The organism is Pedobacter sp. BS3, from assembly GCF_008274585.1.
Lineage (GTDB): Bacteria > Bacteroidota > Bacteroidia > Sphingobacteriales > Sphingobacteriaceae > Hufsiella_A.
Map to the genome: position 1 here is coordinate 624,510 of NZ_VTRT01000003.1, position 23,853 is coordinate 648,362.

A 23,853-nucleotide genomic window follows, 5' to 3' on the forward strand; every position below is an offset into this window, starting at 1 on the left:
AATCTTTTGATAACTTTTTTATCAGAAAAAAGCGCTTAAGCTCAGTAAGGGATCGGGTTTCATGACCCGGCCAGTTTCTGAAGGTATTGCGCATTGCCAATGGCGTAGGCATGAATATCGTTATTAAAATACACATAAGCTTCTTTAACACCCTGGCTTGCTTTGATCTTCGAAGCCAGTTTCTCCAGTTGTTCATCCGAATAATTTGAGGCATAAAGCTGACTTTCGCCATGCATGCGGTAATACAGGTGCGGTGTATTGGCAATCACATCGCCGGGAAGCGAAGGATGGCTCATGCCGCAGAAACTGATATTGTGCCGGGCCAGTTCATCGTACACATCCTGCCGCCACCAGCTGGCATGCCTGAACTCTACCACGTTCAGAAAGGCTTCATCCAAACTGCTGATAATTTTTTCAAGACGTTCTTCTGCATACGTCAGGCTGGGCGGCATCTGGAACAGCACACAACCCAGCTTATGTTGCAGCCCCTGGTTGATAACCGAATAAAAATCGGCCAGAAGCTCTGCTGTACCGGTAAATTTTTTGTAGTGCGTAATCGTCCGCGGCGCTTTAACGGCAAAGCGGAAATTCCCGGGGCTTTTTGCATACCAGTTCTGCAAAAAAGAAAGCTTCGGAAAGCGGTAAAACGTTACATTCAGTTCCAGCGTGTTAAAATGCCGGCAGTAATAATCGAACCACTTTTTTTGCGGCAGGTCTTCGGGATAGAATGCACCTTTCCAGCTTTTGTAGTAAAATCCCGAGCAACCAATGTACCACGTCAGCATAATGTATTTTACAGGTTAACAGCTATGCAAGTTTTAGGTTTTAGGTTATACGAGCGAAGCTCAGGGCTTTGTTCTCTTCATTTCCGAGGCCAGTTTCTCCGGTTATTCACCTGAGTAATTGGAGGTGACAGGTTGGTTCCAAAACCGGGAAATTCCTTTGCTTCCTTCCCCTTACAGGGATCTGTCTCTAAAAACATGTTTAAATTTCATGAAATCAATGTTTTTATTGCTGCTGGTGGAGACACCAGCCCCGGCTGAGGCCCTGGACGGTGTCTCCACCGTCCTTCCAACAATGACCACATACATAAAATTTAAACATGTTCTAAACACATTATCACAGGACTATAATTATTACATTTACAAACAAATGCCTTGCTATGAGATTAAAACATCTTAGTAATGTTCTTAAAAAACTATTTATAGGAATTTTCGCCTCAACTTTTTTTGTTTCTTCCGCATCTTCCCAACAAACGGATCCTGTTCTTGTACAATCGGAGATACTTTACAGGCAGGGAAAATATGAGCAGGCCATTCAGATCTTAGCTGACAGGTTAAAAATCGCGGAGCAAAAAAAAGAAACGAAGCTAAAAACCATTATTTACAACAGCATTGGCAAATCCTACTCACAATTAGGAAAATCTATCGAGGCACTAAAAAATTACCAAACCGCTGCCCGCATGGCGGATGAGCAGAATGACCAGGCATCATTGGGAAAAATAGAAGAAAATATTGGTGCGCTTTATGAGGAGCAAAAAAACTTCGGACAAGCTTTGATCCATTATCAAAAAGCAGAAGTCATTGCCAGGGAAATCAAAGACGAATCGCTTTTAGCCGATATTTATAACAATACCGGCATTATTTACGAGCAGCAATTAAAATATCCTCTGGCCTTAGAGAATTATCAAAAAGCATTGCAGGTATATCAAAAATTAAAGAAAACAGACCGCATTGCACTCTCGCTAAATAATATGGGTATTGTTTACAAGTTTCTGGGCAATTACTCCAAAGCCCTCTCTTTTTACACACAATCTCTAAAATATTCGGAATTATTAGGCGATAATTTCCTTATTGCCGCCAACCTCAATAACATTGGCAACGTTTACGCCATGCTAAAAGACTACCCACAGGCCATCCGTTATAATACTAAAAGTTTAGCGCTGGCCAGATCTATCGGGGCAACTAATATTATTGTAGAGGCGTTGAGCAGCTTAGCGGATGATTATGCCGGGAAAGGCGATTTTAAAAACGCTTACCGGTGGAACCAGCAATTTATAAAGGTAAATAATGATTATATCAACCTGGAAAGCTCAAAAAAACTAGCGGAGCTGCAAACCCTGTATCAGACAGAAAAACAAAACCGGCAAATTGACCACTTAAAACAAAACGGACAAATTAATGCGCTGAAACTTAAAGCACAGGCGCTGCTTATCCAGAGACAAAATTATCAGCTATTTTTTATCAGCATTATCTTAATTATTAGCCTGGGCTTAGGTTATTCGTTATACCACATTCAACAAATCAAGCAGCTAAAAAAACATGCCGAAGCCATCAGGCAAACGCAAAATCAGGAACGCAGCCGGATAGCTAAGGATATGCATGACGATATAGGCTCGGGCTTATCAAAAATAACGCTGATGGCGGCTTCGGCTACTGCACGATTGCAAAACCATACGTTAGAAAGTTCTGAGATTACAAACATTGCCCGGGTTTCAAAAGACCTGGTAGAAAATATGCGGGATCTGATATGGGTTTTAAACCCCGAAAATGCCACTTTAGATAACCTGACATCCCGTATAAGAGAATATTGTTCTGATTATTTAGAAACCTGTGCCGTTGCCGCAGAAATAGATATACAGGACGAGATCCCTTGTTTAAAAATTTCGCAGCAGGTGCAAAGAAACCTGTTTTTAACCCTTAAGGAAGCCCTTCACAATTGTATTAAGCATGCCGACTGTAATTCCGTTTCTATAAAATTAACCTATACCAACCAGTTGCTAACTATCATTATTGCCGATAACGGAAAAGGATTCGATATTAACCACCTGAAGGGTAAGGGCAATGGTTTGCGAAATATGAAGTACCGGATAACAGCTATCGGCGGAGAATTTGAAAGCCTCTCCCATTTAGAAGCGGGGACTACCACAATTATCAAGATCACGCAGGAAAAACTGCAAAATACGTTACCGGTATAACACTAAAGTATAATTGCCAGATGATGTTTCAACTGCTATTTTTATCAGATGTCCATTAAAGTTGTAATTATCGAAGACCAAAAAGAACTGCGGGAAATGCTCGGCGCTTTAATTAATGGAAGTACGGGTTTTCAATGCATCGCTCAATTTGAGGATGCCGAAGATGCTACTGCGCAAATGCCCGGTTTAACCCCCGATGTTGCTTTGGTAGATATTCATCTGCCCGGAAAATCCGGAATTAACCTGATAAGTGCATTAAAAGACAAGATCCCCGGCACTAAATTTATGATTTGCAGCTCGCTGGAAGATGATGATAACATATTTAATGCGTTAAAAGCCGGGGCCGATGGCTATATTTCCAAATCATCGTCGCCGGTAAAAATATTAGAAGCCATCCAGGATGTTTATAACGGAGGCTCGCCCATGAGCAGCCATATTGCCCGCAGGGTTGTTTCGTATTTCAATCCCCGCGAAAAAGTAAATACCGAGCTTGCCAAGCTCTCCTCACGCGAAAAAGAAATTTTACAATACCTGGCAAAGGGCTACCGTTACAAAGAAGTTGCCGGTTTTTTATACATCAGCATTGAAACGGTAAGAAAACACATCCATAACATCTACGAAAAATTGCAGGTAAGCTCCCGTACAGATGCCTTGAATAAGATTTCGGGCGGTAACCTTTTTTAAAAACCGGGCATTGTCCCTTTCAAAACCTGCATCGCAGCTCCAACTACCGTTGCCCTGATAAAGCAGCGTTAAATGACAGTACGTAAACGCTGTCATTGGCAGAAGTTAAAAATTTGCATACAAATCTTTTGGCATGCGATGACAGTCCTCAAAAGTCTTCCATAGCCTGTTTGCGCTCGTTTGCAAAACGAGCGCATCAATCTCCGGCGTTTGTAACGCCGGTAATAGCGGCCTTGGATTGCTTTAAGCAACATTGCGGCGTTGCAAACGCCGTTTTATGGCATCCCGATTGCAAATCGGGACGAGCCTGCGCCTTCCCGGACTCACGTTAAATAATTCACACTAAAGTGTAATTGACCCCGCTGTTCATGCAACGTAGGTTTGGCAAACAATAAACACAAATCCTTAAACTAAAAACAACAACATGAAAAAAGCTTTATTCTTAGTTCCGCTTATGGCACTGGCCGTAGCGGTATCGGCGCAAACGTACAAAAAGGTAAAAGTAGACATCGGTCTTGGTTATGCCATTCCTAAAGAAAGTGGCGGAGGCACTAAGGCTGGCGCTACCTTTACCTTAGAACCACATTATCGTTTAACGGACGCCATTTCTCTGGGATTGCGCATGGAAGGTGCGGCTTTGGCTCATGTAAACAACCTGGGTGGCGAAGATTCTGATGCCAAAGTATCCGTATTGTACTCGTATTGCGCCACCGGTGAGTACTACCTGGGCAAAAGCAGTTTTCGCCCCTTTGTAGGCGCAGGACTTGGATTTTTCAAATCGGCATCTGTAACCCTTGACGATGAAACCATGAACGGTGGCAGCTCGCCCCAGGTTGTTCCCGGCTCGTCAGATTTTGGATTTTTCCCGCGTGTTGGTTTTGAAACCGGTCACTTCCGCATGTCTGCCGAATACAATATTGTAGGCAGCGGCGGATACTTTGCTGCCAAGATCGGCTTCTTCTTTGGCGGCGGCAAAAAATAGCAGAAAGTTAAAAGTTTAACTGACAGATGAGTGCAACACCGATTGAGCGAGGCTCCGGCTTCGCTCAATTACGTTAAAGCCCGCTTTATATTAGTGTTATGCTAATTATAAACAGACTTAGAAATATATTTTTATATTACTGATTATAAACAAATTACCTATTTTTAATTATGGATCTGTTTTTTGTTTTTTACTTTTAAGGTATCAATGAGCCCGCCAGCTGGCGGGGTTTTGATTTTTTACTTTTAACTTAACATTTAGTATTATATTATATTTAACCTGGTTGCCAGTTATTCCATTTAAGTATGAAGATGCGGATGTAAATGGTTTTAGTGGAGGATTGGCACCAGTGAAACTGAACGGGAAATGGGGATATGTTGATACAACGGGAAAAGAAGTTATTCCGTTTATTTATGATTTAGCATACTACTTTAAAAAAGATGGGAAGGCAAAAGTGATGTTAAACGGCAATTGGATTTACATCGACAAAACAGGTAAAGAAATGAAATAATAAATCGATAGAAATGAAAACCTCAATAATACAAACAAAAAAGCGCCACTCTATTTTAAAAGCGGCAAACAGGAAGAAAACAACTGTACTTTTTGCTTTAAACCTGTTCTTCATAACCATAAATGCACAAACTAATGGCACAGGCTACGGGCAATCAGTATCAGGTGCAAAAAGCGCTGAAGAGTTGAAGTCGTTTTCGGAAACGCACAATATTAACCATCAGTATCAAATTCCAGCCCAAAGTTCCAGCCCCGCTGCAAGCACCTACAATAATGATTACTATATTGATTTTGGTGCCCGACGGAGAGCCAGACAAGCAGAGAAAGCATCGTGGGAAGCCCGAAAAAAACAAATAGAAGCAGAAGAAAGCAGGACAACCGGGATACATTTTGCCTATCAGGACGCCATCAGTGCTGCAATAAAATACACATTGGACTCAATAGACGTACTTGCTAAAAAAGGAGATTTTAGAGACTACTTTGACGCCCTCAAAAGCAGCGGACTGGCTTATTATGTTTGCAACTATACAGCCATTCCGGAAAAATATTTCATTGGCAATGAAAAAAATGACCCGCAATACACTTCCGGCTACTATTTCCAGATTTCCCCTGTCCATTATGATAGCTATCCATTTTACAGCTATGAAGAATTTATAAAACACTGGCTCATTGCACAACTGGCACGGGATACTATTAACCAGGCATTGTCCTATCGAGCCATTAAAGAAAATATAGATCGCTTTGAAGCCTCAAATAAAAAGACTGATAAGACGCTGAAAGCTATGGCTTTTGATGAAGTAGCTGAAGGTGCTAACCGGGCCAGGAAGTGGATGTACCGCCAAATAATATACAACCCGGTTTTCAGCAGTATTGCGGTAGCAGATTTAGATAATTCAATTAGGAGACTGGCATTAGCTCTAAGCAAAGATTTCCCTGTTGATAAATTAGAAGCAACTGCGACAGTACCACATGAAACAGTTTTGCCCGGAGGTTATAAAGCCATACAGTTTTTCGACCAATGGAGCCTGACAGATAATACGGGTACAGAGCTCACCACCCGGTATTATGAAGGCATTTCATTTCTTTCCGAGGGTTATTTTAAAGCGAGCCGTGGCCACTTACAAGGTATTTTAGATAAAAACGGAGATGAAATAATACCACCAAAATATAAAGAAATAGAGCTCTGGGGTGATAAGTATTTTAAAATTGCTGCTGATATTAATGAGGGTTCCCGGTTGTATACGGTGTTTGGCCTGGCAGATAAAACCGGAAAAGAAATAATACCGCCAAAATATGACAGTATCAATAGCGTTAACAACGGATTTGCACTTGTTTACCTCAGCGGCCACGGATATTACAGAACTGATGCGTATGGTTTTATAGATACGACAGGGAAAGAAGTTATTCCCCTGAAATATGATATAGCCCATAATTTTTCCGAGGGGCTGGCGGCTGTGTATGTTTGGTTAAGCGGTGGCTGGAAATTTATTGACAAAACCGGGAAAGATGCAATACCAGGCAATTACAATGATGTATTGGAAGATTTTAAAAACGGCAAAGCCAAGGTAAAGCAAAACGGCAGGGAGTTTTACATCGATAAAACCGGCAAAGAAGTAAAATAATTTTCAGCTAAAACACCAGGGCAATGAAAAAGATAACACCTAAATCAGAAGCAGTTGCAAAAGCATATTCAGAACTTTCTAATGTTTGGAATAATTATGCTAAACCAGAAGAAAGCGCAGCGCAATTAAAAGTTGAATTAGAAATACACAAAAAGTTGCTGAGCTATTTCCAGATCGGAGAATTTTATTACTACATATTCAACCTTTCAACTATGGCATTCGACTATATGTCGCCAAGTGTTGAAAAAGTATTGGGGTATAAACCACAGGAAATGTCTCCTTTATTCATTACAAGTCTTATTCACCCGGAAGATATTATTTATTTCACCAACAATGAAAATAACACTATGAAATTTTTATGGAGCTTGCCAACAGAAAAATCGATGAAATACAAAGTGCAGGGCGACTACCGGTTTAGAAAAAAAATGGCGATTATGTACGCATTTTGCATCAGGCAGTTGTTTGTGCACAATATCCGGACGGAAGTCCGAGCACCGCATTGGGCATACACACTGACATCTCGCATTTAAAATTAGAGGGGAAGCCGGTGCTTTCTTATATTGGTTTAGACGGCGAACCATCTTTTGTAGATGTGAAAGTGGACAAGCCCCTGATTAAGTTTGAAGGAGCCTTAACTAACAGGGAAAGAGAAGTTATGAATTTACTGGCAAAGGGAAGATCGTATAAAGAGATCGGCGAAACATTATGCATCAGCACCGAAACGGTTCGCAGGCATCTTGCCAACATTTATGCAAAGCTCAACGTCAAATCAAAAGTAGAAGCCATAAACATGGCTTTGGGTAGCAACAACCTCTCCTGGTAAGCTTAACCCTGAGGTAAAAAATACAACTTTCGTGTTATTGTATGCCGCATCATCCGTATCTATTTTTATATTATTTTAAAATCAGAAAAGATGAAAAAGGTTTTATTAGGCATTATGACTTGTGCACTTTTGCTCGCCTCCTCCTGCAAAAAAGACAAGAACAAGGGAGAGGATAATGGTACAGATCCCATTAACAACAGCACCTGGATTTTCAAAGTAACCACCTTTAATGAAGATGGCGGGGTATCTGCTACACCACCGCCTTATACCACAACGGTAAAAGCACAAGAAGTTACTATAAACGGCTCTAAATGGCTGAATTTGGTAGATGTAACCGGAGTTACCGTTATTTCTATACAAAAAAGAGCTGATGGCTGGTGGTATATGGATCCCCAGTTATCAGGCACACAAAGCTCCTTGTGGTTCAAAACTTCGGCCGCTGTTGGTAATACCTATCCTTACCTGTATGGTACCTGTACCGTAAGTGAGGTAAACGCTTCGGTAACCGTACCGGCAGGTACATATACTGACATTACCCGGGTAAAAGGCAATGACAGTAACAGTCTTGAGGACGATTTTTGGTTTACAAACACGGGTGCAGTGCTAGTGAAATGGGAAACCTACGATGCTAAGAGCGGACGTCCCGAATCTGATGTATATAAGAAAACAAGTTGGGAACTGGTAGATTTTGACCGCTAATGATATGGTGCTGTAAGCCCAGCACCACATATTGGCACTGGCTAAACAGGTATCAGGATTTTTTATAGTAATGTACTACGGAGTATTAAGGGATATCAAGTTTTTCTTTTTAACCCTTTTACTGTTAGAACATATCTAAATTTCATGTATGTGGTCATTGTTGGAAGGACGGTGGAGACACCGTCCAGGGCCTCAGCCGGGGCTGGTGTCCCCACCAGCAGCAATAAAAACATGATTTCATGAAATTTAAACATATTCTTATAACCATTGAGAAAATGAAAACAACAATACTAACGCTATTAGGCATTATACTTACAGCAGGGCAAATGGGGTATTATGGATAATTCAGGCAAAGAGATAGTACCGCCCAAATACGATGAAATATTAGGGTTCGGGGCCGAGCATATTGTTCCCGTAAGAAACGGGCAAAAGTGGGGATTTATTGATAAAACCGGGAAAGTAGTAATCCCTATGCGTTATGATGAGTTAGGCTATTTTTTAGATGGCAAAGCCCGGGCAAAGCTCAACGGTAAAGAGCTTTATATCGATAAAACAGGAAAAGAAATACATTAGAGTTAAAAGTTAAAAAGTTGAATCCCGAATCGTTCCTTCCGGGACAGGCAGTACGGCTCCCCGAGTAATCCGGGGTTCGGGGCTGAAAGTCCAATAGAGCGAACCTCCGGCTTTACATTAACCATTAAAACCACAAAATATGATAAAAAAAGTACTCATCATTACCCTCCTGCTTACAAATGTGGCCATGCTATCGCAGGCGCAGAACTTAAAACCGTTTAAAGATGCTAACGGCAAATATGGCTTCGCAGACCAGGACAGCAAAACGGTTATTGAGCCTCAATATGACTATGCCGATAGTTTTTTTGAAGGGCTGGCTGCCGTAAAGCTGAACGGCAAATGGGGCATTATCGATAAAAAAGGCAAAGCAATAACCGCTATACAATACGATGCCCTCGATATTTTTGCAGGAGGGTTCTGTCCGGTTCGGCTGAACGGCAAGTGGGGTTACATAGACCATACCGGCAAACAGGTTGTTCAGCCCAAATACGATGTAACCCTGACCTTTTCTGAAGGGATGGCCATTGTAGGACTAAACCGCAAATTAGGCTTTGTTGATAAAACCGGGAAAGAAGTTATTCCTCTGCAATATGACGGTGCCGAAGAATTTAAAAACGGTAAGGCCAAAGTGCAATTGAACGGCAGGGAGCTTTATATCGATAAAACGGGAAAGGAAGTAGCCCCCTAACCACAAAAGAGGAATGGTCAATGACTAATTCAACCAATGACAAATAAACAAACCATCCTTTTCTTATCGCTTTGGTGTGTGGCAGCTATAACTGTACAGGCGCAAAACCTTAAATCTTTTAAAGGAAATAACGGCAAATACGGCTATTTGAACAGCAAGGGCGATACGATAGTGCAGCCTTTGTACGAGATCGCCTACAAATTTTCGGAAGGCTTGGCCGCTGTAAAACTGAACGACCAATACGGTTATATCAACCCAACGGGGAAATTGATAATCCCACATCAGTTTCGTATTGCAGGCGATTTTACACAAGGACTTGCTGCTGTAGAAATAAACGGAAAATGGGGCTTTATCAACAAAATGGGCAAAGAGGTGATTGCCCCGAAATACGAAATGGCCGGCGAATTCCATGAAGGCCTGGCTGCCGTAGTGTTGCACAATAAATACGGGTTTATCAACAAAGCAGGTAAAATTGTTATTCCCTGCCAATACGATTACGCTTATGATTTTGTAGCAGGAAAAGCAGCCGTAGAGTTGGGCAAACGCAAATTTCATATTGATAAAACAGGTAAAAAAGTTAAATGAAGTTGGGAAAGTCTGAAAGTCGGAACTATGAGGGCTTCCCCTTTGGGGGTTAGGGGAAGAAAGTCACATATCTCAATACGCAGTACGCTATACTCAATACCAATCCAACCAAAAAAATAAAAACGAAACGATAGGCAATATTAAACTTTAAAAACTTACGCCATGTTACGCAACAAACAAATAGTTCTTGCCATCGGCAGAGGATGTCCCGCAAACTGTGTCAGTAACAGAATGTTAAACTGATACAAATAATGGAAACACCAGACAATTTTGATTTTGAATCTTTCAAGAAAGAAGCCATGGCCGGCTTATCCGCCGGTAAGAAGATGACCGGCAGCGAAGGGGTATTAGCTCCTTTGATGAAACATTTCCTTGAATCGATGATGGCCGGGGAACTGGAGCACCACCTTTCCGAAAGCAGGCGGCAGGAACAGCCCAACCGCAGGAACGGGAAAAGCAGGAAGACCGTCCGCAGCCTCAATGCCGGCGAGTTTGAACTGGAGACGGGCAGGGACAGATTGAGCACCTTTGACCCTAAGATCGTCCCTAAGCGGCAGCTGATCATTACCGAGGAGCTGGAAGGGAACATCCTCTCGATGTATGCCAGAGGCATGAGCACGCGTGCCATGCGGGATTACATTCAGGAAATGTACGCCATGGAGATTTCTCCCGCGGAGATATCACGGATAACCGACAGTGTGCTTCCTGCCGTACAGGAGTGGCGCAGCCGTCCCTTGGAAGCTGTCTATCCCTTTGTGTTCTTGGACTGCATGTTTTTCAAGGTCCGGACAAACGGCAGTGTGGAAACCCGTGCGGTCTACAACATACTGGGTGTAAATATCGAAGGCAGAAAAGAAGTGCTGGGTCTTTACACCTCAGAAAATGAGGGTGCTAAATTCTGGCTTTCGGTACTGACCGACCTGAAAGCCCGCGGGGTGGAAGACATGCTCATTGCCTGCATCGACGGGCTGAAAGGTTTTCCTGAAGCGGTGGAAGCCGTTTTCCCGCAGACCCGGGTGCAGCTGTGCATCGTCCACCAGATACGCTCTTCCATGCGGTATGTGCCTGAAAAAGACAAGAAAGCCGTGATGGCAGACCTCAAGCCTGTTTACCAGGCCGCCAGCGAACAGCAGGGGTATGAGAAACTGCTGGAATTTGAGGAAAAGCGGGGCCGGAAATATCCGCTGAGCTGTAAATCCTGGCTGGACAACTGGGTAAACCTGTCTGCATTCTTTGAGTATGACCCGGTAATCCGAAAGGTAATTTACACTACAAACCCCATTGAGGGCGTACACCGGCAGATCCGCAAAATTACCAAGACTAAGGGCGCCTTTTCTTCCGAACAGGCTCTGCTTAAGCTGATGTACCTGGTCATCAGGAATATCAGCCGGAAATGGACGATGCCCATGCAGAACTGGGGCATGGTATTTTCCCAGCTTTATATTAAATTTGGAGAGCGCCTGCTCAAAGAGGGTATATAGTAATGAGAGCGTTAATTTTTAAGCATGACACAGTTCAGGATACACTCCCCATCGGCATCCTGTTCTCGGCCGTATCCGCATTTTTATTTTACCATGCAAGTCCTTACACCGACTCTTCCATATATTATATAGCCGCCACCCCAACCATTGTAGCACTTATCTATGTCTTGCTGAACGGCACAGTGGCCAACCTCTACTTCAAAACATTCCTCACGCCCTTCAACATTCTCTATTTCTTCGTCATTCTGGCACCTTCCCACCGCAAATTGGGCAATGCGCTTATTTTACCGCTCGTCTTCATATTTCCCCTTGGAGTAATTATCTCACTCATTGTTTTTTTAGTAAAGTTTGCCATATATAAAAGGCACACCAGAAAAGCTAATAGTTAAAAAATACACCTCATGAAAAAGATAATCATAACCGGCTTATGGTGTTTGGCTGTATTTACGGCACAAGCCCAGATTACCCGGATTACAGAGAAGAATATCATAAAATTTAAATTCAATACCGGCCCCCAACGCTATTTTTATGCAAAAATAGACCCGCTTACCAAAAGGTAACAAGCGATATAATATGTGGGCTATGTGGCGGAACTAAATATTTTAAAAAGACTTTAAACTTTGACAACTTTCTAAAAGTTGTCAAAATCAAATAAGCGCTGCCTGGCCAAACTAAACTCCGATTGCAGTGCATACCGGCCTGTGCGGAACGCCCGCAGGCGGCGTATGAATGGAAAACGGGACCACCCGATACAGAAATAACTGTAGTCCCACTTTTTCAGATAAACAGAAAACTACGCCGCATCTTCGTCAATAACATCCAACTCGATACGCAGGTTACCGATAATATGCTGCTGACGGTCGGGCGTGTTTTTACCCATATAGTATTCCAGCAGGTTTTTAATGCTTTGCTCTTTTGACAAAATAACAGGCTCAAGGCGAATGTCTTTACCGATAAACAGGCTGAACTCGTCGGGCGATATTTCGCCCAAACCTTTAAAGCGGGTGATCTCGGGTTTGGCGCCAAGCCTGGCAATGGCATTGCGTTTTTCTTCTTCGCTGTAGCAGTAAATGGTTTCTTTTTTATTGCGCACCCTGAACAGCGGCGTTTGCAGGATAGACACATGCCCGGCCTTGACCAGATCGGGGAAAAATTGCAGGAAAAACGTCATTAACAGCAGGCGAATGTGCATACCGTCCACATCGGCATCGGTAGCTATCACAATATTGTTGTAACGCAGGTTTTCTATGCCATCCTCAATATTGAGGGCGTGCTGCAGGAGGTTAAATTCTTCGTTTTCGTAAACCACTTTTTTGGTGAGGCCGAAGCAGTTCAGCGGCTTTCCTTTCAGGCTGAATACGGCCTGTGTCTGCACATCACGCGATTTGGTGATAGAACCGCTGGCTGAATCTCCCTCGGTGATGAACAGCGTGGTATCCTGGCGAAGCTCATGGCTATCGTCAAAATGCACCTTGCAATCGCGTAGCTTGCGGTTATGCAAAGAGGCTTTTTTGGCCCGCTCGTTTGCCAGCTTTTTAATTCCGGCAATATCCTTGCGTTCGCGTTCTGATTGAAGAATACGTTTTAAAAGAGCATCGGCCACGTCAGGATTTTTATGCAGGTGGTCGTCCAGCTCTTTTTTAACAAAATCGTTAATGAAGGTACGCACAGTTGGACCATCAGGGCCTACGTTCTGCGAACCCAGCTTGGTTTTTGTCTGCGATTCGAAAACCGGCTCCTGCACTTTAATGGCAATGGCCGCTACAATGGATGCCCGAATATCGGACGCGTCAAACTCCTTTTTATAAAATTCGCGGATGGTTTTTACTACGGCTTCGCGGAAAGCGGCCTGGTGCGTTCCGCCCTGCGTGGTGTGCTGCCCGTTAACAAACGAATAGTACTCCTCACCATATTGCTGGCCATGTGTCATGGCTATTTCAATATCATCGCCTTTCAGGTGGATGATAGGATAACGGATGGTTTCGGTATCGGTGTTGCGCACCAGCAGATCGTGCAGGCCTTTTTCTGAGAAATATTTTTGACCATTAAAATTAATGGTCAAACCAGAATTGAGGAACACGTAATTCCATATCATGTTCTCCACAAATTCAGGAATAAAGCGGTAGTGGCGAAAAATGGAATCGTCGGGAGTAAACATGATGGCGGTTCCGTTTCGCTGCGAGGTTTCCTTTTCCGGCTCATCGCGTACCAGGTCGCCTTTGTTAAATTCAGCAAACTTGGTACGTCCGTCGCGGTACGATTGTACGGTAAACGTAGTTGAGAGCGCATTTACAGCTTTGGTACCCACACCGTTCAATCCTACCGATTTCTGGAAAGCTTTGCTGTCGTACTTTCCGCCGGTATTGATCTTAGATACGCAATCAATCACTTTACCTAAGGGAATGCCACGACCGTAATCGCGAACAGCGACCTTGTGCTCGTGCATGGTGATATCAATGGTTTTACCGGCGCCCATCACAAACTCGTCGATGGAGTTATCGACAATCTCTTTCAGTAACACGTAAATACCATCATCGTAAGCCGAACCGTCGCCAAGCTTACCGATATACATACCGGGCCGTAAACGGATGTGCTCTTTCCAGTCTAACGACCGTATACTGTCTTCGCTATAATTTATCTGCTCTGCCATAACTTAAAAAACGGTGTATGCAAAACTAACGTATTCGCCGCTTTAAGCAACCGCTAAATATCAACATATACACTTTTTGTTTAGTAATGGCTACGTTGTTGTTATGACACTGTAGCGTGATTTATACAATGTGATTTACTTGTACTACAGACAGTGTATTACAATGTAAAAATAGATTTCTGTCAGCAGGAGTGATTTTTGAACCCAAAACCAAATTGGTAACACCTGTTAAGCCGGTATCTGGTACATTATTGGTTATCTCTAATGAAATTTTTAAACAACATGGTTGTTATTGGAAAGAAAATAAAGGAGCAAACCCGCGAACAGGAATGGGATAATCCGCAAAATCCGGAGCAGGCAACTGATATTCGTGACAAGGAACAACTTATCCGGCAAAAACGCGAGGCCGAACGCCATAAAAACACGTTGGAAAAGAACGAAAATAAAAGCGAGAACAAATAAATTTTAACCATTTAATCCTATTAAATATGAAAAATCAACTAAAAACCGCCTCATTAAGACTTACTGAAAAATTTGATCTGCAATTACGCGATATCCTTGAAAAAGAAATTAAACAAATCCGGAAAGTAAGGAACAATGTATTGTCAAGCTTTAAGGATAATGATTTGAATGGTGGCGGCCTTCAGGTGGCATAGCGACCATGTTTAAAGTGGAAAGTTAAAAGTTAAAAGTAGATCTACAATTTATATTGACTTTAAGCGCATTAACTGTTTTGAATTTCAACTTTTGAATTTAACACTGCCTATAGAAATCTTTTCATCCGCCTATGAAACATTAAAAAGACTGCGCAAGCGGTCTTTTTATTTTTACAGCGATTGCCGCAAGGTAAGGTAGAACGGCACTTCAACCTGCTTTCGGGAATTATCCAGTATGAGCTGCGCCGCCATAGCTCCCATCTGGTGAAAATCTGTTGAGATGGTGGTAATTCCATTCAGAATTAATTTCTTTAATGGTGTTTCGTTATATGAAATCAGGCCCACATCCTTCCCTATTTTCAGGTTCATGGCAATAACCCGGCTAATGAGCGTCACCAGGTCATCTTCCATTAAATTGATATACGCCTCGCCTGCTTTGATCGGTTCAACTTCTATATCAGACACCAGGCCGGGAGTAAAGGCATATTGCTGGCAAAAACGGCTAAAACCTTTGCGAATCTCTTTGGGATAATAGCTTTTTTCGGGGAATATAAGCTTTAACGTATGATATTTGCTCAACTGCGGACGGGCTTGTTCCAATGCCTGGTAAATATCATTTTCAAAATTCTCATACACGGCAGCATATTCACCGCTTACGCCGGGCAGGCGCTTATCCAGCAGCACCAGCTTCTCTTTGGGCAGCTCATTGATAATCTGGTAGCTGTCTGCATCGCCATCCATAAAATGCGGGATGATCACAAAATGTGAATAATCTTCGCGTTTATTATTCAGCAGCTTCTTGAACAGCTTGAAATCGTTATTATAAATGTAAAAATCTACGGCTACGTTCTCGCCAAGCGCCTGTATAAAGGCATCGTATATAATTTTTTTATGGGCGCTCAGCTTATTGAACATCAGGCAAATTTTCAGCGTTTGCCTGAATTCGGCATTCATAATATAGTATCCCTTACCGGGGATAGAACCCAGCACACCGATTTTTTTCAGGTATTTATATCCTTTCTCGGCGGTATCGCGTGATATTTCAAGCTCATAGCTCAACTCATTGATAGATGGCAGCAAATCATCCTTATTCAGCTTGCCTGCGCCTATGGCGGTTAAAATGGAATTGGTAAGCTGCAGGTATTTGGGTGTTGCAGAATACTCATCAATATGTACAAAGCTGAAGAAATTTACCGGTTTCATAATTATCTTAAGTAAAAAGTCAAAATTCAAAAGTAAAAACCTGTAAAGCTGGCTAAAATTACTATCTATACAGACCAGGATGGCCATTTTAACTTTTGAATTTTAATTTTTGAATTTTGACTTAGTACCGGCAAGTTTATATATTATCTGCAGAATGTACAAACGGGGGCTTATCATATCGTGCATTTATTAAGTCAAAATTCAAAAGTTGCACGTAGTGACCTTTAAACGTTTCACCTTCAACCTTCAACCTTCAACCTTCAACCTCAATATTGCTTTAGCTGATTTGAATTAAGGCTTTCAACTTTGTATTTTTAACTTTTTACTTTTATTATGATACCACGACCTGTTTCACTGCTGGATAACGATTTTTATAAATTTACCATGCAGCAGGGTGTTATTAAGCTATTCCCTCATGCAAAGGCACACTACCGGTTTATCAATCGCGGCAATCACCAGTTTCCTACCGGGTTTGCCCGCGAGCTGGAAAAAGCACTTGCTAATTTTTCCGACGTTGCGCTAACACTATCCGAAAAAGAATACCTGCGTGCTACCTGTCCGTACCTGGAGGCTACATATCTTGATTTTTTACAAGGCTACCGCTATGATCCTTCTGAAGTCACCATTAAACAGCAGGGAACAAACCTTTCGGTAGAAATTACCGGATACTGGTATCGTACCATTTTATGGGAAGTTCCTTTAATGGCTTTAATATCAGAGCTGTATTATCTTATTACTGATCAGGACCGGCTTAGCGATGATGAGATCATTATTAAAAATGAGCGGAAAATAAAAAGCTACCGGAATCTGGGCATTACTGTAGCCGAGTTTGGCACCCGGCGACGCTATTCGTTCAATGTGCATAAATTGGTGGTTCAGGCGCTTAAACAGTTTGGCGGAAGAACATTTATTGGCAGCAGTAATGTTTACCTGGCCATGCTTAACGGCATTAAACCGATAGGAACCCATGCTCATGAATGGTTTATGTTTCATGCTGCCCGCTATGGTTTTAAAATGGCCAATATCATGGGATTGGAACATTGGGTAGATGTGTATCGCGGCGACCTGGGTATTGCCCTCAGCGACACCTATACTACAGATGTCTTCTTCAGGCAATTTGATAAGATGTTCTCAAAGCTGTTTGACGGCATACGGCACGATAGCGGCGACCCGGTACTTTTTGCTCAAAAAGCCATTACGCATTACAAAAGAATGGGGATAGATCCTTTATCTAAAACCATTATTTTTTCTGATGGCCTTGATTACGACAAGGTAGCTCATATTGCCGGGTTTTGCCGCGGTAAAATCGGTATGTCTTTTGGCATTGGCACTAACCTTACCAATGATGTTGGCCCTCACCCACTGAATATTGTGATCAAAATGGTGCGGGCCCAGCCTGCAAACAGCGAATGGATGCCCGTTGTGAAACTATCGGACGAGCATGGCAAATATACCGGCGATGAACAGACGATAACACTGGCCAAAACGGTATTAGGGATATCATAACCCTGCAAATTTAAAAAATAATTTTAAATTTGCAGGGTTATGATAAAGCGATATCTATTTCAAATCATAAAAAAGAACTTGCAACAAGTACCGGCTGTTGCCATTCTAGGTCCACGGCAGGTTGGCAAAACCACACTTGTTAAGCAATTAATAGAAGGTGCTCCAGGCGATTTTATTTATCTCGATTTAGAAGACCCGGCGGATACTATCAAACTACAGGACACCGGCTTGTTTCTTACCAATAATGCAGATAAAACCATTATCATTGATGAGGTTCAACGCATGCCTGAACTCTTCCCGGTATTACGATCTGTTATTGATAAAAACAGGAAGCCCGGCAGGTTTATACTACTGGGCTCAGCTTCACCAGAACTTTTAAAACAAAGCTCAGAATCGCTGGCCGGCCGTATCAGGTACCAGGAGCTCTATCCATTTTCGTTAAACGAGGTCGGCCCCGAAAAATTAAACTCACTTTGGATCAAGGGAGGATTTCCGGAAGCTTTTTTAGCACAAAGCGATGAAGATGCCATGGAATGGCTTTCTGATTTTATTTACAGCTATGCTACCCGCGACCTTGCCCAACTGGGACTGGCTATGCCTGCTACGCAAATCATCCGGTTGCTGCAAATGCTGGCTCACATGCACGGACAGGTAATCAACTATTCCAGCTTATCACGATCTCTCGGTGTATCACAACCCACCGTTACCAATGCTATTTACTACCTGGAACAGGCTATGCTCGTTCGCACATTAAAACCCTGGTTCTCTAATTCGGGAAAACGTTTGGTGAAAAGTTCCAAAATATACATCCGCGATTCAGGAATGCTGCATAATCTTCTTTTCTTATCAGGATATAACCAGGTAATGGGGCATCCACAAGCCGGAAATTCATGGGAAGGGTTCGTCATTCAGCAAATACTCACTATACTGCCTAAAAACATTCAGCCCTGGTTTTACCGAAGCCAGGATGGTGCAGAAACCGATTTGCTATTAAGTAAGGGTAACCTTGTACAGTGCGCTGTTGAAATAAAGCTTAGTAACGTTCCGGATATTAAACGTGGTAATACTCAAACTATACAGGATATACAACCCCGGCACAGCATTGTTATTACACCTTCCTCAGATTCATTCACACTCAAACAAACGTGGCAAGTAACAAGCATCAGCACCTTTTTAAACGATATTGAAACATGGTTAGCATAACAGCTGTACCTGTTACCAGCCAAATACATATTTTCCCAATACACAAAAAAGTACAGTTATAACCAGAAGTATAATGACCAATGTATTAAATTGTTCGGCTTCCTCTAATTCACGGGTTGATCTTTTCTGGAGAAAACACTTCTTCTCTTCAACATTTCTCATAAGGCTTTATACTGGTAGATGGTATAGTAACGATCCAAACAATATTTTAGTTTAAGTTGTCTGGCAAAAATTGGTCTTGATTTATCGTTTATAAACAATAAACGCCCCGATACGTTGATTATTAACTTGTTTTATGATGAACCCGATTAGTATATTATCAATTATGGCTTTCACCGTTTTATGGTCGGCCTGTAAGACGCTTGAGGTAAGTACCGAAATACCGGCATGTATTAGAACTAAGATTGAGCAAATCAAAGCTGAACCGGTACGTAATCCACCGGCTAAAGTTTATGAATGGGATTATAACGGCACGAAATATTATTACATATCGGCTCACTGCTGTGATATTCCCAGCCAGCTTTTCGATAAAGATTGTAACCTGATCTGCGCTCCTGATGGCGGCTTTACCGGTAAAGGCGATGGGAAATGTCCTGATTTCGACAGCAACAAGCTTACAAAAAGATTAATCTGGGAAGATAACCGCCATCTAAGTGAAAAGTCGAAAGTGAAAAGTAAAAAGTGAAAACAGTCGCCGGGCTTAAAATTATTTTTACCAGTTATATTTATCATAACCTGGCTAACGCACTAAAAAGATAGTCATGCTTCGCGGGCCATGCGCTCCCAAAACCAGCGATTGCTCAATGTCCGCCGTTTTTGAGGGGCCGGCAATAAATCCGCCAAAGCCATAGTCGGCATTTGCAATACGCTCATAAGCCTGGTGCATGGTTGCAACGATATCCTGTACCGGAACAATGATAGCCAGATGCTGGCAAATAAATGGAACAATGCGCTGTCCCATGCGGTCTTCGGTTATCCATGCAGCACTGTTTTCGGCCACCGCAAAATGAGGCTGCAAAATAGCTAAATCCACATCTTTCAAGGTATGCGGATCATTTATTCCGGCCAAATCAGTTTCAGCAATCACAGCCATTTCAGGCAGTGGGGAAACTATACGCTTTGCAAAAGGAAACTGCTCTGTAATCATTCCCGGAATTTCACTAACCTGGTTTACCTCAAACAGTTTACTCCCAACGGCAAGCGCTACAGCTTTAAATGTTTCCAGCACATCGCCATCCGGCGTAAACGTAACATCTGCCGGTAAAGACAACGTTGCCGACTGATTTGCCGCCACTTTTGCTAAAATCTGTTCTCTGCTGTTCATTTATTCAGTATTGCCTAGTGAGATGTGTTACCAGTTATGTGTTGTGGGTTATGGGTATGGAACCCATAACAGGTAACCCGTAACCCATAACTAACTACTTTCTATTCTTCTTATACCATTCGCCGAAAGATTCCTTAGGCGCTTGGGGCATTTCGCGATGCTTATACCAGGGATTTAACGGATTATTTACCGCAAACGGTGCGATACGCATGACCGCTCGTCCCAGCTTCCCGGCAGTATGATACGCTCCGGGCGATGATAAAGTCCAGTTCATTACTTTTAAACCGACTCCCTTAGCCTTGTTTCCGTAACCTTCTTTTACAATAACCTGCCGCCATTTATACAGTTGATCGTGTATGTCGATTTTAACCGGACAAACGTTCGAGCAGGAGCCACACAGCGTGGATGCGAACGGCAGGTCGGCATACTGGCGCATATCAAGGTTAGGCGCTAAAATGGAACCTATCGGACCGGCAATAGCGCTGTGATAGCTGTGTCCTCCGCTGCGCCGGTACACCGGGCAGGTATTCATACAGGCGCCACAGCGAATACATTTCAGCGAATTCCTGAAATCAGGGCGCCCCAGTTGTGTACTACGCCCGTTATCTACCAGCACCAGGTGCATTTGCTGTCCCGGCCGGGGCTTACGGAAATGACTGGAATACGTCGTTATCGGCTGTCCGGTAGCGCTTCGCGTAAGCAAACGCAGAAAAATAGCCAGATGCCTGCGCTTGGGAATAAGCTTTTCAATCCCCATGCAAGCGATATGTACATCCGAAAGATGCGCTCCCATATCGGCATTACCTTCATTGGTACATACCACAAAATCGCCGGTTTCGGCTATCGCGAAGTTTACCCCCGTTAACGCTACCTTACGGGTAAGGAATGTTTCACGTAAATGCTGACGGGCGGTTTCTGTAAGCACCTGCGGGTCTGAAACACCCGCCGGGGTTCCGAGATTTTCGTGGAATATTTCGCCGATTTCTTCTTTCTTTTTATGGATGCAGGGCAGCACGATATGACTTGGCGGTTCCTTTGCCAGCTGCACAATGCGTTCGCCTAAGTCAGAATCGATAACATCAACACCCTGCTGGGCTAAATATTCATTCAGATGGCATTCTTCGGTAAGCATGGACTTACTTTTTACCATTTGAGTAATGCCATGCTCTTTTAAAATACCGTGAACAATCTGGTTATGTTCCTGGGCATTGGCCGCCCAGTGAACAATTATGCCATTGGCTTTGGCATTCGCCTCAAATTCTACCAGGTAATTATGCAGGTTAGACAGTACATGATTTTTGATAGCCGATGCCGTATTCCGCAGCGTTTCCCATTCGGGGATATTATGCGCTGATTTATCCCGTTTCTGCCGAATCCACCACAAGGTTTCATCGTGCCAGTTTACGCGGTCTTCATCCTTGTTAAAGGTTTCGGCTAATCCGGCATGTTCTTTCTGTTCGCTGTTCATGATATATTGTTGTTAACCGGCATTCAGAATTTCGGCGATATGCAGCACTTTCACGTTGCTTTTCTCACGCCGCAGGATACCTTCCATGTGCATCAGGCACGACATATCCGCCCCGGTTATGTATTCGGCCCCATGCCGGATATGGTCGGCAACGCGGTCTTTGCCCATTTTTACCGAAACTGCTTCTTCGGCTACACAAAACGTTCCGCCAAAGCCGCAGCATTCATCGGTACGGTCAAGTGGTACCAGTTCGATGCCTTCTACCATATTGAGCAACTGCAAGGGTTTGGAGAAAAACGGTTCGACTAATTCCGTCATCTGCGAAAGTTTTAAGCCCCGCTGACCATGGCAGCTTTGATGTACGCCAACTTTATGCGGAAACCTGGCCGGTAGCTTATCAACCTTTAGCACATCGGTGAGAAACTCGACCAGCTCATAAATGTGTGAACGTATGTGCTTAGCCTTTTCGGGATATTGGTGAGCATGCAAATGTTCTTTCACGTGCAATGTACAGCTGCCAGACGGCGCCACGATATAATCGAACGATGAAAAATTATCAACAAAAAGCTCATCGCATTTGCCGGTTAAATGTTCGTACCCTGAATTGGCCATCGGCTGACCGCAGCAGGTTTGATTTTCAGGATATACCACATTCACGCCCAGCTTTTCGAGCAGTTGCAGCGTGGCAATACCGGCATTAGGATAAAACTGGTCGACGTAGCAGGGTATAAATAAGCCAACGGTCATAATGCTGCGTTATGAGTAACCGAATAGTATTTCAGCTCAATAATATCGTTTGGCAGGGGCTTGCTGTTCCAGTGGCGATGTATGGCCAGCGCCGTGCCAATGGCGGTGGCCTGTGCCATAGAAGCGGCAAAAACTTCCATTTCGGGGAAAGCCGATGCCAGCAAATTCATATAAATGGCGTTTTTACTGAAGCCTCCGTCTACAAAAATGCGCCGAACCGGTGTATCTTTTAATACCAGTTGCGTGGAATAATATTGCTGTTCTATTAAATCCATAATCAGTTGATGATACGCTTCGGTATCTGATGCGAAACCGGCCAAATCGCGTGTAGCAAAGATAGATTCTTTCAGCGGGCCACGATTTGCATTTTCATCAGCTATTTTTGCATTTTTTTCCCGCAACGAGACGATCATCTCCGGATCAAACGGCATATTCCGGTAACGCACCGCATTCTGGTTAAAATGAGCCGCAATTCGTTTTACCTGCTGTTCATGCTCATAGCCGGCAAACAATCGCGAGGCTTTTACCGGCTTTCCCTGGTACTGCATGTAACATAAACAATCGTGATGCAACTCATCTTCTGTTAAAGGGGTATCGTTAAACGGGTTGAGGCTGATGCACCAGGTTCCGGTAGAAATGAGCACAAACGGCTCATGGAAATTAACGAGGTAAGGTATCAGGGCCGCCGAACTATCGTGCAAACCGACACCAACCGCATAGTTGTTTCCGGGAAAGGATGCGGGCATCACAGCGTCCGACGCACAAATGGGCGCCAGCTTATCAATAACACCTTCCCGCTTTACCCAATCGTGGTAATCATTCCGGGTAAAATCCCATAAATTAGTATGACAGCCGATGCTGGTGATGTCCGAACAAGGCGTTCCGGTTATCAGGTAGCTCAGGTATTGCGGCAAATGGAGCGCATACTTTATCTGCGCAAATAATTCGGGTTTCTGATGCTTTATGCGATACAGTTGCATACCGGAATTAAGGCTTCCTAATACCGGTGAGGCAGTTTCTTTCGAAAATTTTTCTTTACCGCCATAGGTGTTGTAGAACTGTTCCAGTAAATCTTCCGGGTAGCTTTTCAGGTAGTTGTACAAGGGCGCAAGCGGCTTTCCATCTTCATCAATATACACCAGGCTTGCCCCGTAAGTGGAAAAGTTAATCGCCTTAATCTCAAATTCGTTGCGCCGGAATACTTCTCGTAGCGAATCAAAAACCGAGAGACGAAGGCTTTCCAGGTTTTCGCAGGGATCGCCGTCTTCGTCGGTGGTTTCGGTAAAGCGGGCCGACTTTTCGTAAACGATTTTATAATTCTCGTCGAAAAGGAACAGCTTTTTATTGGTTTTCCCTACATCAAATATGGATATAACCGGAATCTTCATTTTTTATTATTAGATTTGAGATTTGAGACGTAAGATTTGAGATAAACTCTGCATCTAAAAATACATATATAAGACATCAGACAG

Annotated in this window: 26 protein-coding genes; 19 read left to right on the top strand and 7 right to left on the bottom strand. The window is 43.1% G+C overall.

All coding sequences use genetic code 11. The annotated features are described in order from the left end of the window. Window positions 1-59: 59 nt before the first annotated feature. On the bottom strand, window positions 60-785 hold the full coding sequence (locus FW774_RS11550; protein WP_149348321.1) for a DUF72 domain-containing protein: 726 nt from the start codon (window positions 783-785) through the stop codon (window positions 60-62). A 377-nt stretch (window positions 786-1,162) separates the two neighbouring features. Between FW774_RS11550 and FW774_RS11555 the strand changes: the two genes are divergently transcribed. From FW774_RS11555 to FW774_RS20415, 14 genes are all read left to right on the top strand, one after another. Continuing rightward, on the top strand, window positions 1,163-2,977 hold the full coding sequence (locus tag FW774_RS11555; RefSeq protein ID WP_149348322.1) for a tetratricopeptide repeat-containing sensor histidine kinase: 1,815 nt from the start codon (window positions 1,163-1,165) through the stop codon (window positions 2,975-2,977). A 48-nt stretch (window positions 2,978-3,025) separates the two neighbouring features. After that, a complete protein-coding gene (locus FW774_RS11560; protein ID WP_149348323.1) occupies window positions 3,026-3,661 on the top strand; it encodes a response regulator transcription factor in 636 nt (211 codons plus the stop codon). Window positions 3,662-4,085: 424 nt separating this feature from the next. Then, window positions 4,086-4,643 (top strand): outer membrane beta-barrel protein, encoded by a 558-nt coding sequence (locus tag FW774_RS11565; RefSeq protein WP_149348324.1) that lies wholly within the window; start codon window positions 4,086-4,088, stop codon window positions 4,641-4,643. Between the two features lie 283 nt (window positions 4,644-4,926). Continuing rightward, window positions 4,927-5,154: a WG repeat-containing protein gene (locus FW774_RS11570; RefSeq protein ID WP_197739841.1), complete on the top strand. Its 228-nt coding sequence runs from the start codon at window positions 4,927-4,929 to the stop codon at window positions 5,152-5,154. A 13-nt stretch (window positions 5,155-5,167) separates the two neighbouring features. Continuing rightward, window positions 5,168-6,775 carry a WG repeat-containing protein gene (locus FW774_RS11575; RefSeq protein ID WP_149348326.1) on the top strand — a complete coding sequence of 536 codons (1,608 nt, stop codon included), beginning with the start codon at window positions 5,168-5,170 and terminating at the stop codon, window positions 6,773-6,775. Window positions 6,776-6,798: 23 nt separating this feature from the next. After that, window positions 6,799-7,305: a PAS domain-containing protein gene (locus tag FW774_RS11580; RefSeq protein WP_149348327.1), complete on the top strand. Its 507-nt coding sequence runs from the start codon at window positions 6,799-6,801 to the stop codon at window positions 7,303-7,305. Between the two features lie 17 nt (window positions 7,306-7,322). Next, window positions 7,323-7,598 (top strand): response regulator transcription factor, encoded by a 276-nt coding sequence (locus FW774_RS20515; protein WP_197739842.1) that lies wholly within the window; start codon window positions 7,323-7,325, stop codon window positions 7,596-7,598. A 90-nt stretch (window positions 7,599-7,688) separates the two neighbouring features. Next, window positions 7,689-8,297, top strand: coding sequence for a hypothetical protein (locus FW774_RS11590; RefSeq protein WP_149348328.1), 609 nt, complete (start codon window positions 7,689-7,691; stop codon window positions 8,295-8,297). A gap of 336 nt (window positions 8,298-8,633) precedes the next feature. After that, window positions 8,634-8,870, top strand: a complete 237-nt coding sequence (locus FW774_RS11595; protein ID WP_149348329.1) for a WG repeat-containing protein — start codon at window positions 8,634-8,636, stop codon at window positions 8,868-8,870. A gap of 139 nt (window positions 8,871-9,009) precedes the next feature. After that, a complete protein-coding gene (locus FW774_RS11600) occupies window positions 9,010-9,558 on the top strand; it encodes a WG repeat-containing protein (protein ID WP_149348330.1) in 549 nt (182 codons plus the stop codon). A 36-nt stretch (window positions 9,559-9,594) separates the two neighbouring features. Continuing rightward, the gene (locus FW774_RS11605) at window positions 9,595-10,143 is read left to right on the top strand and encodes a WG repeat-containing protein (protein ID WP_149348331.1); all 549 of its coding nucleotides are present in this window, start codon (window positions 9,595-9,597) and stop codon (window positions 10,141-10,143) included. A gap of 251 nt (window positions 10,144-10,394) precedes the next feature. Beyond that, the gene (locus tag FW774_RS11610) at window positions 10,395-11,624 is read left to right on the top strand and encodes an IS256 family transposase (RefSeq protein ID WP_149348332.1); all 1,230 of its coding nucleotides are present in this window, start codon (window positions 10,395-10,397) and stop codon (window positions 11,622-11,624) included. A gap of 2 nt (window positions 11,625-11,626) precedes the next feature. Further along, window positions 11,627-12,013 (top strand): hypothetical protein, encoded by a 387-nt coding sequence (locus FW774_RS11615; RefSeq protein ID WP_149348333.1) that lies wholly within the window; start codon window positions 11,627-11,629, stop codon window positions 12,011-12,013. Window positions 12,014-12,025: 12 nt separating this feature from the next. Next, window positions 12,026-12,184 carry a hypothetical protein gene (locus FW774_RS20415; protein ID WP_187774877.1) on the top strand — a complete coding sequence of 53 codons (159 nt, stop codon included), beginning with the start codon at window positions 12,026-12,028 and terminating at the stop codon, window positions 12,182-12,184. Between the two features lie 233 nt (window positions 12,185-12,417). Here FW774_RS20415 and FW774_RS11620 read toward each other — a convergent pair whose 3' ends face one another. Continuing rightward, a complete protein-coding gene (locus tag FW774_RS11620) occupies window positions 12,418-14,274 on the bottom strand; it encodes a DNA topoisomerase IV subunit B (protein ID WP_149348334.1) in 1,857 nt (618 codons plus the stop codon). A 264-nt stretch (window positions 14,275-14,538) separates the two neighbouring features. Here FW774_RS11620 and FW774_RS11625 point away from each other — a divergent pair, with 264 nt between their 5' ends. After that, the gene (locus FW774_RS11625; protein WP_149348335.1) at window positions 14,539-14,736 is read left to right on the top strand and encodes a hypothetical protein; all 198 of its coding nucleotides are present in this window, start codon (window positions 14,539-14,541) and stop codon (window positions 14,734-14,736) included. A 26-nt stretch (window positions 14,737-14,762) separates the two neighbouring features. Then, complete coding sequence (locus FW774_RS20420) at window positions 14,763-14,930, top strand: hypothetical protein (RefSeq protein ID WP_187774878.1); 168 nt, start codon at window positions 14,763-14,765, stop codon at window positions 14,928-14,930. Window positions 14,931-15,101: 171 nt separating this feature from the next. Here FW774_RS20420 and FW774_RS11630 read toward each other — a convergent pair whose 3' ends face one another. Next, window positions 15,102-16,133, bottom strand: coding sequence for a GntR family transcriptional regulator (locus tag FW774_RS11630; protein WP_149348336.1), 1,032 nt, complete (start codon window positions 16,131-16,133; stop codon window positions 15,102-15,104). 333 nt (window positions 16,134-16,466) lie between these two features. Between FW774_RS11630 and pncB the strand changes: the two genes are divergently transcribed. The 3 genes from pncB (at window position 16,467) to FW774_RS11645 (ending at window position 19,527) form a co-directional block, all read left to right on the top strand. Further along, a complete protein-coding gene (gene pncB / locus FW774_RS11635) occupies window positions 16,467-17,639 on the top strand; it encodes a nicotinate phosphoribosyltransferase (protein ID WP_149348337.1) in 1,173 nt (390 codons plus the stop codon). Window positions 17,640-17,717: 78 nt separating this feature from the next. Then, on the top strand, window positions 17,718-18,842 hold the full coding sequence (locus FW774_RS11640; protein ID WP_197739843.1) for an ATP-binding protein: 1,125 nt from the start codon (window positions 17,718-17,720) through the stop codon (window positions 18,840-18,842). Window positions 18,843-19,167: 325 nt separating this feature from the next. Continuing rightward, window positions 19,168-19,527, top strand: a complete 360-nt coding sequence (locus tag FW774_RS11645; protein ID WP_197739844.1) for a DUF6970 domain-containing protein — start codon at window positions 19,168-19,170, stop codon at window positions 19,525-19,527. Window positions 19,528-19,581: 54 nt separating this feature from the next. Here FW774_RS11645 and FW774_RS11650 read toward each other — a convergent pair whose 3' ends face one another. The 4 genes from FW774_RS11650 to FW774_RS11665 all read right to left on the bottom strand — a co-directional run bounded on the left by FW774_RS11650 (window position 19,582) and on the right by FW774_RS11665 (window position 23,769). Then, window positions 19,582-20,166 carry a lactate utilization protein C gene (locus FW774_RS11650; protein ID WP_149348339.1) on the bottom strand — a complete coding sequence of 195 codons (585 nt, stop codon included), beginning with the start codon at window positions 20,164-20,166 and terminating at the stop codon, window positions 19,582-19,584. Window positions 20,167-20,260: 94 nt separating this feature from the next. After that, window positions 20,261-21,634, bottom strand: a complete 1,374-nt coding sequence (locus FW774_RS11655; RefSeq protein ID WP_149348340.1) for a lactate utilization protein B — start codon at window positions 21,632-21,634, stop codon at window positions 20,261-20,263. A gap of 12 nt (window positions 21,635-21,646) precedes the next feature. Continuing rightward, window positions 21,647-22,381 (bottom strand): (Fe-S)-binding protein, encoded by a 735-nt coding sequence (locus FW774_RS11660; RefSeq protein ID WP_149348341.1) that lies wholly within the window; start codon window positions 22,379-22,381, stop codon window positions 21,647-21,649. Then, the gene (locus FW774_RS11665; protein WP_149348342.1) at window positions 22,378-23,769 is read right to left on the bottom strand and encodes an FGGY-family carbohydrate kinase; all 1,392 of its coding nucleotides are present in this window, start codon (window positions 23,767-23,769) and stop codon (window positions 22,378-22,380) included. The genes FW774_RS11660 and FW774_RS11665 overlap by 4 nt, the downstream gene beginning before the upstream one ends. Between the last annotated feature and the right edge of the window lie 84 nt (window positions 23,770-23,853).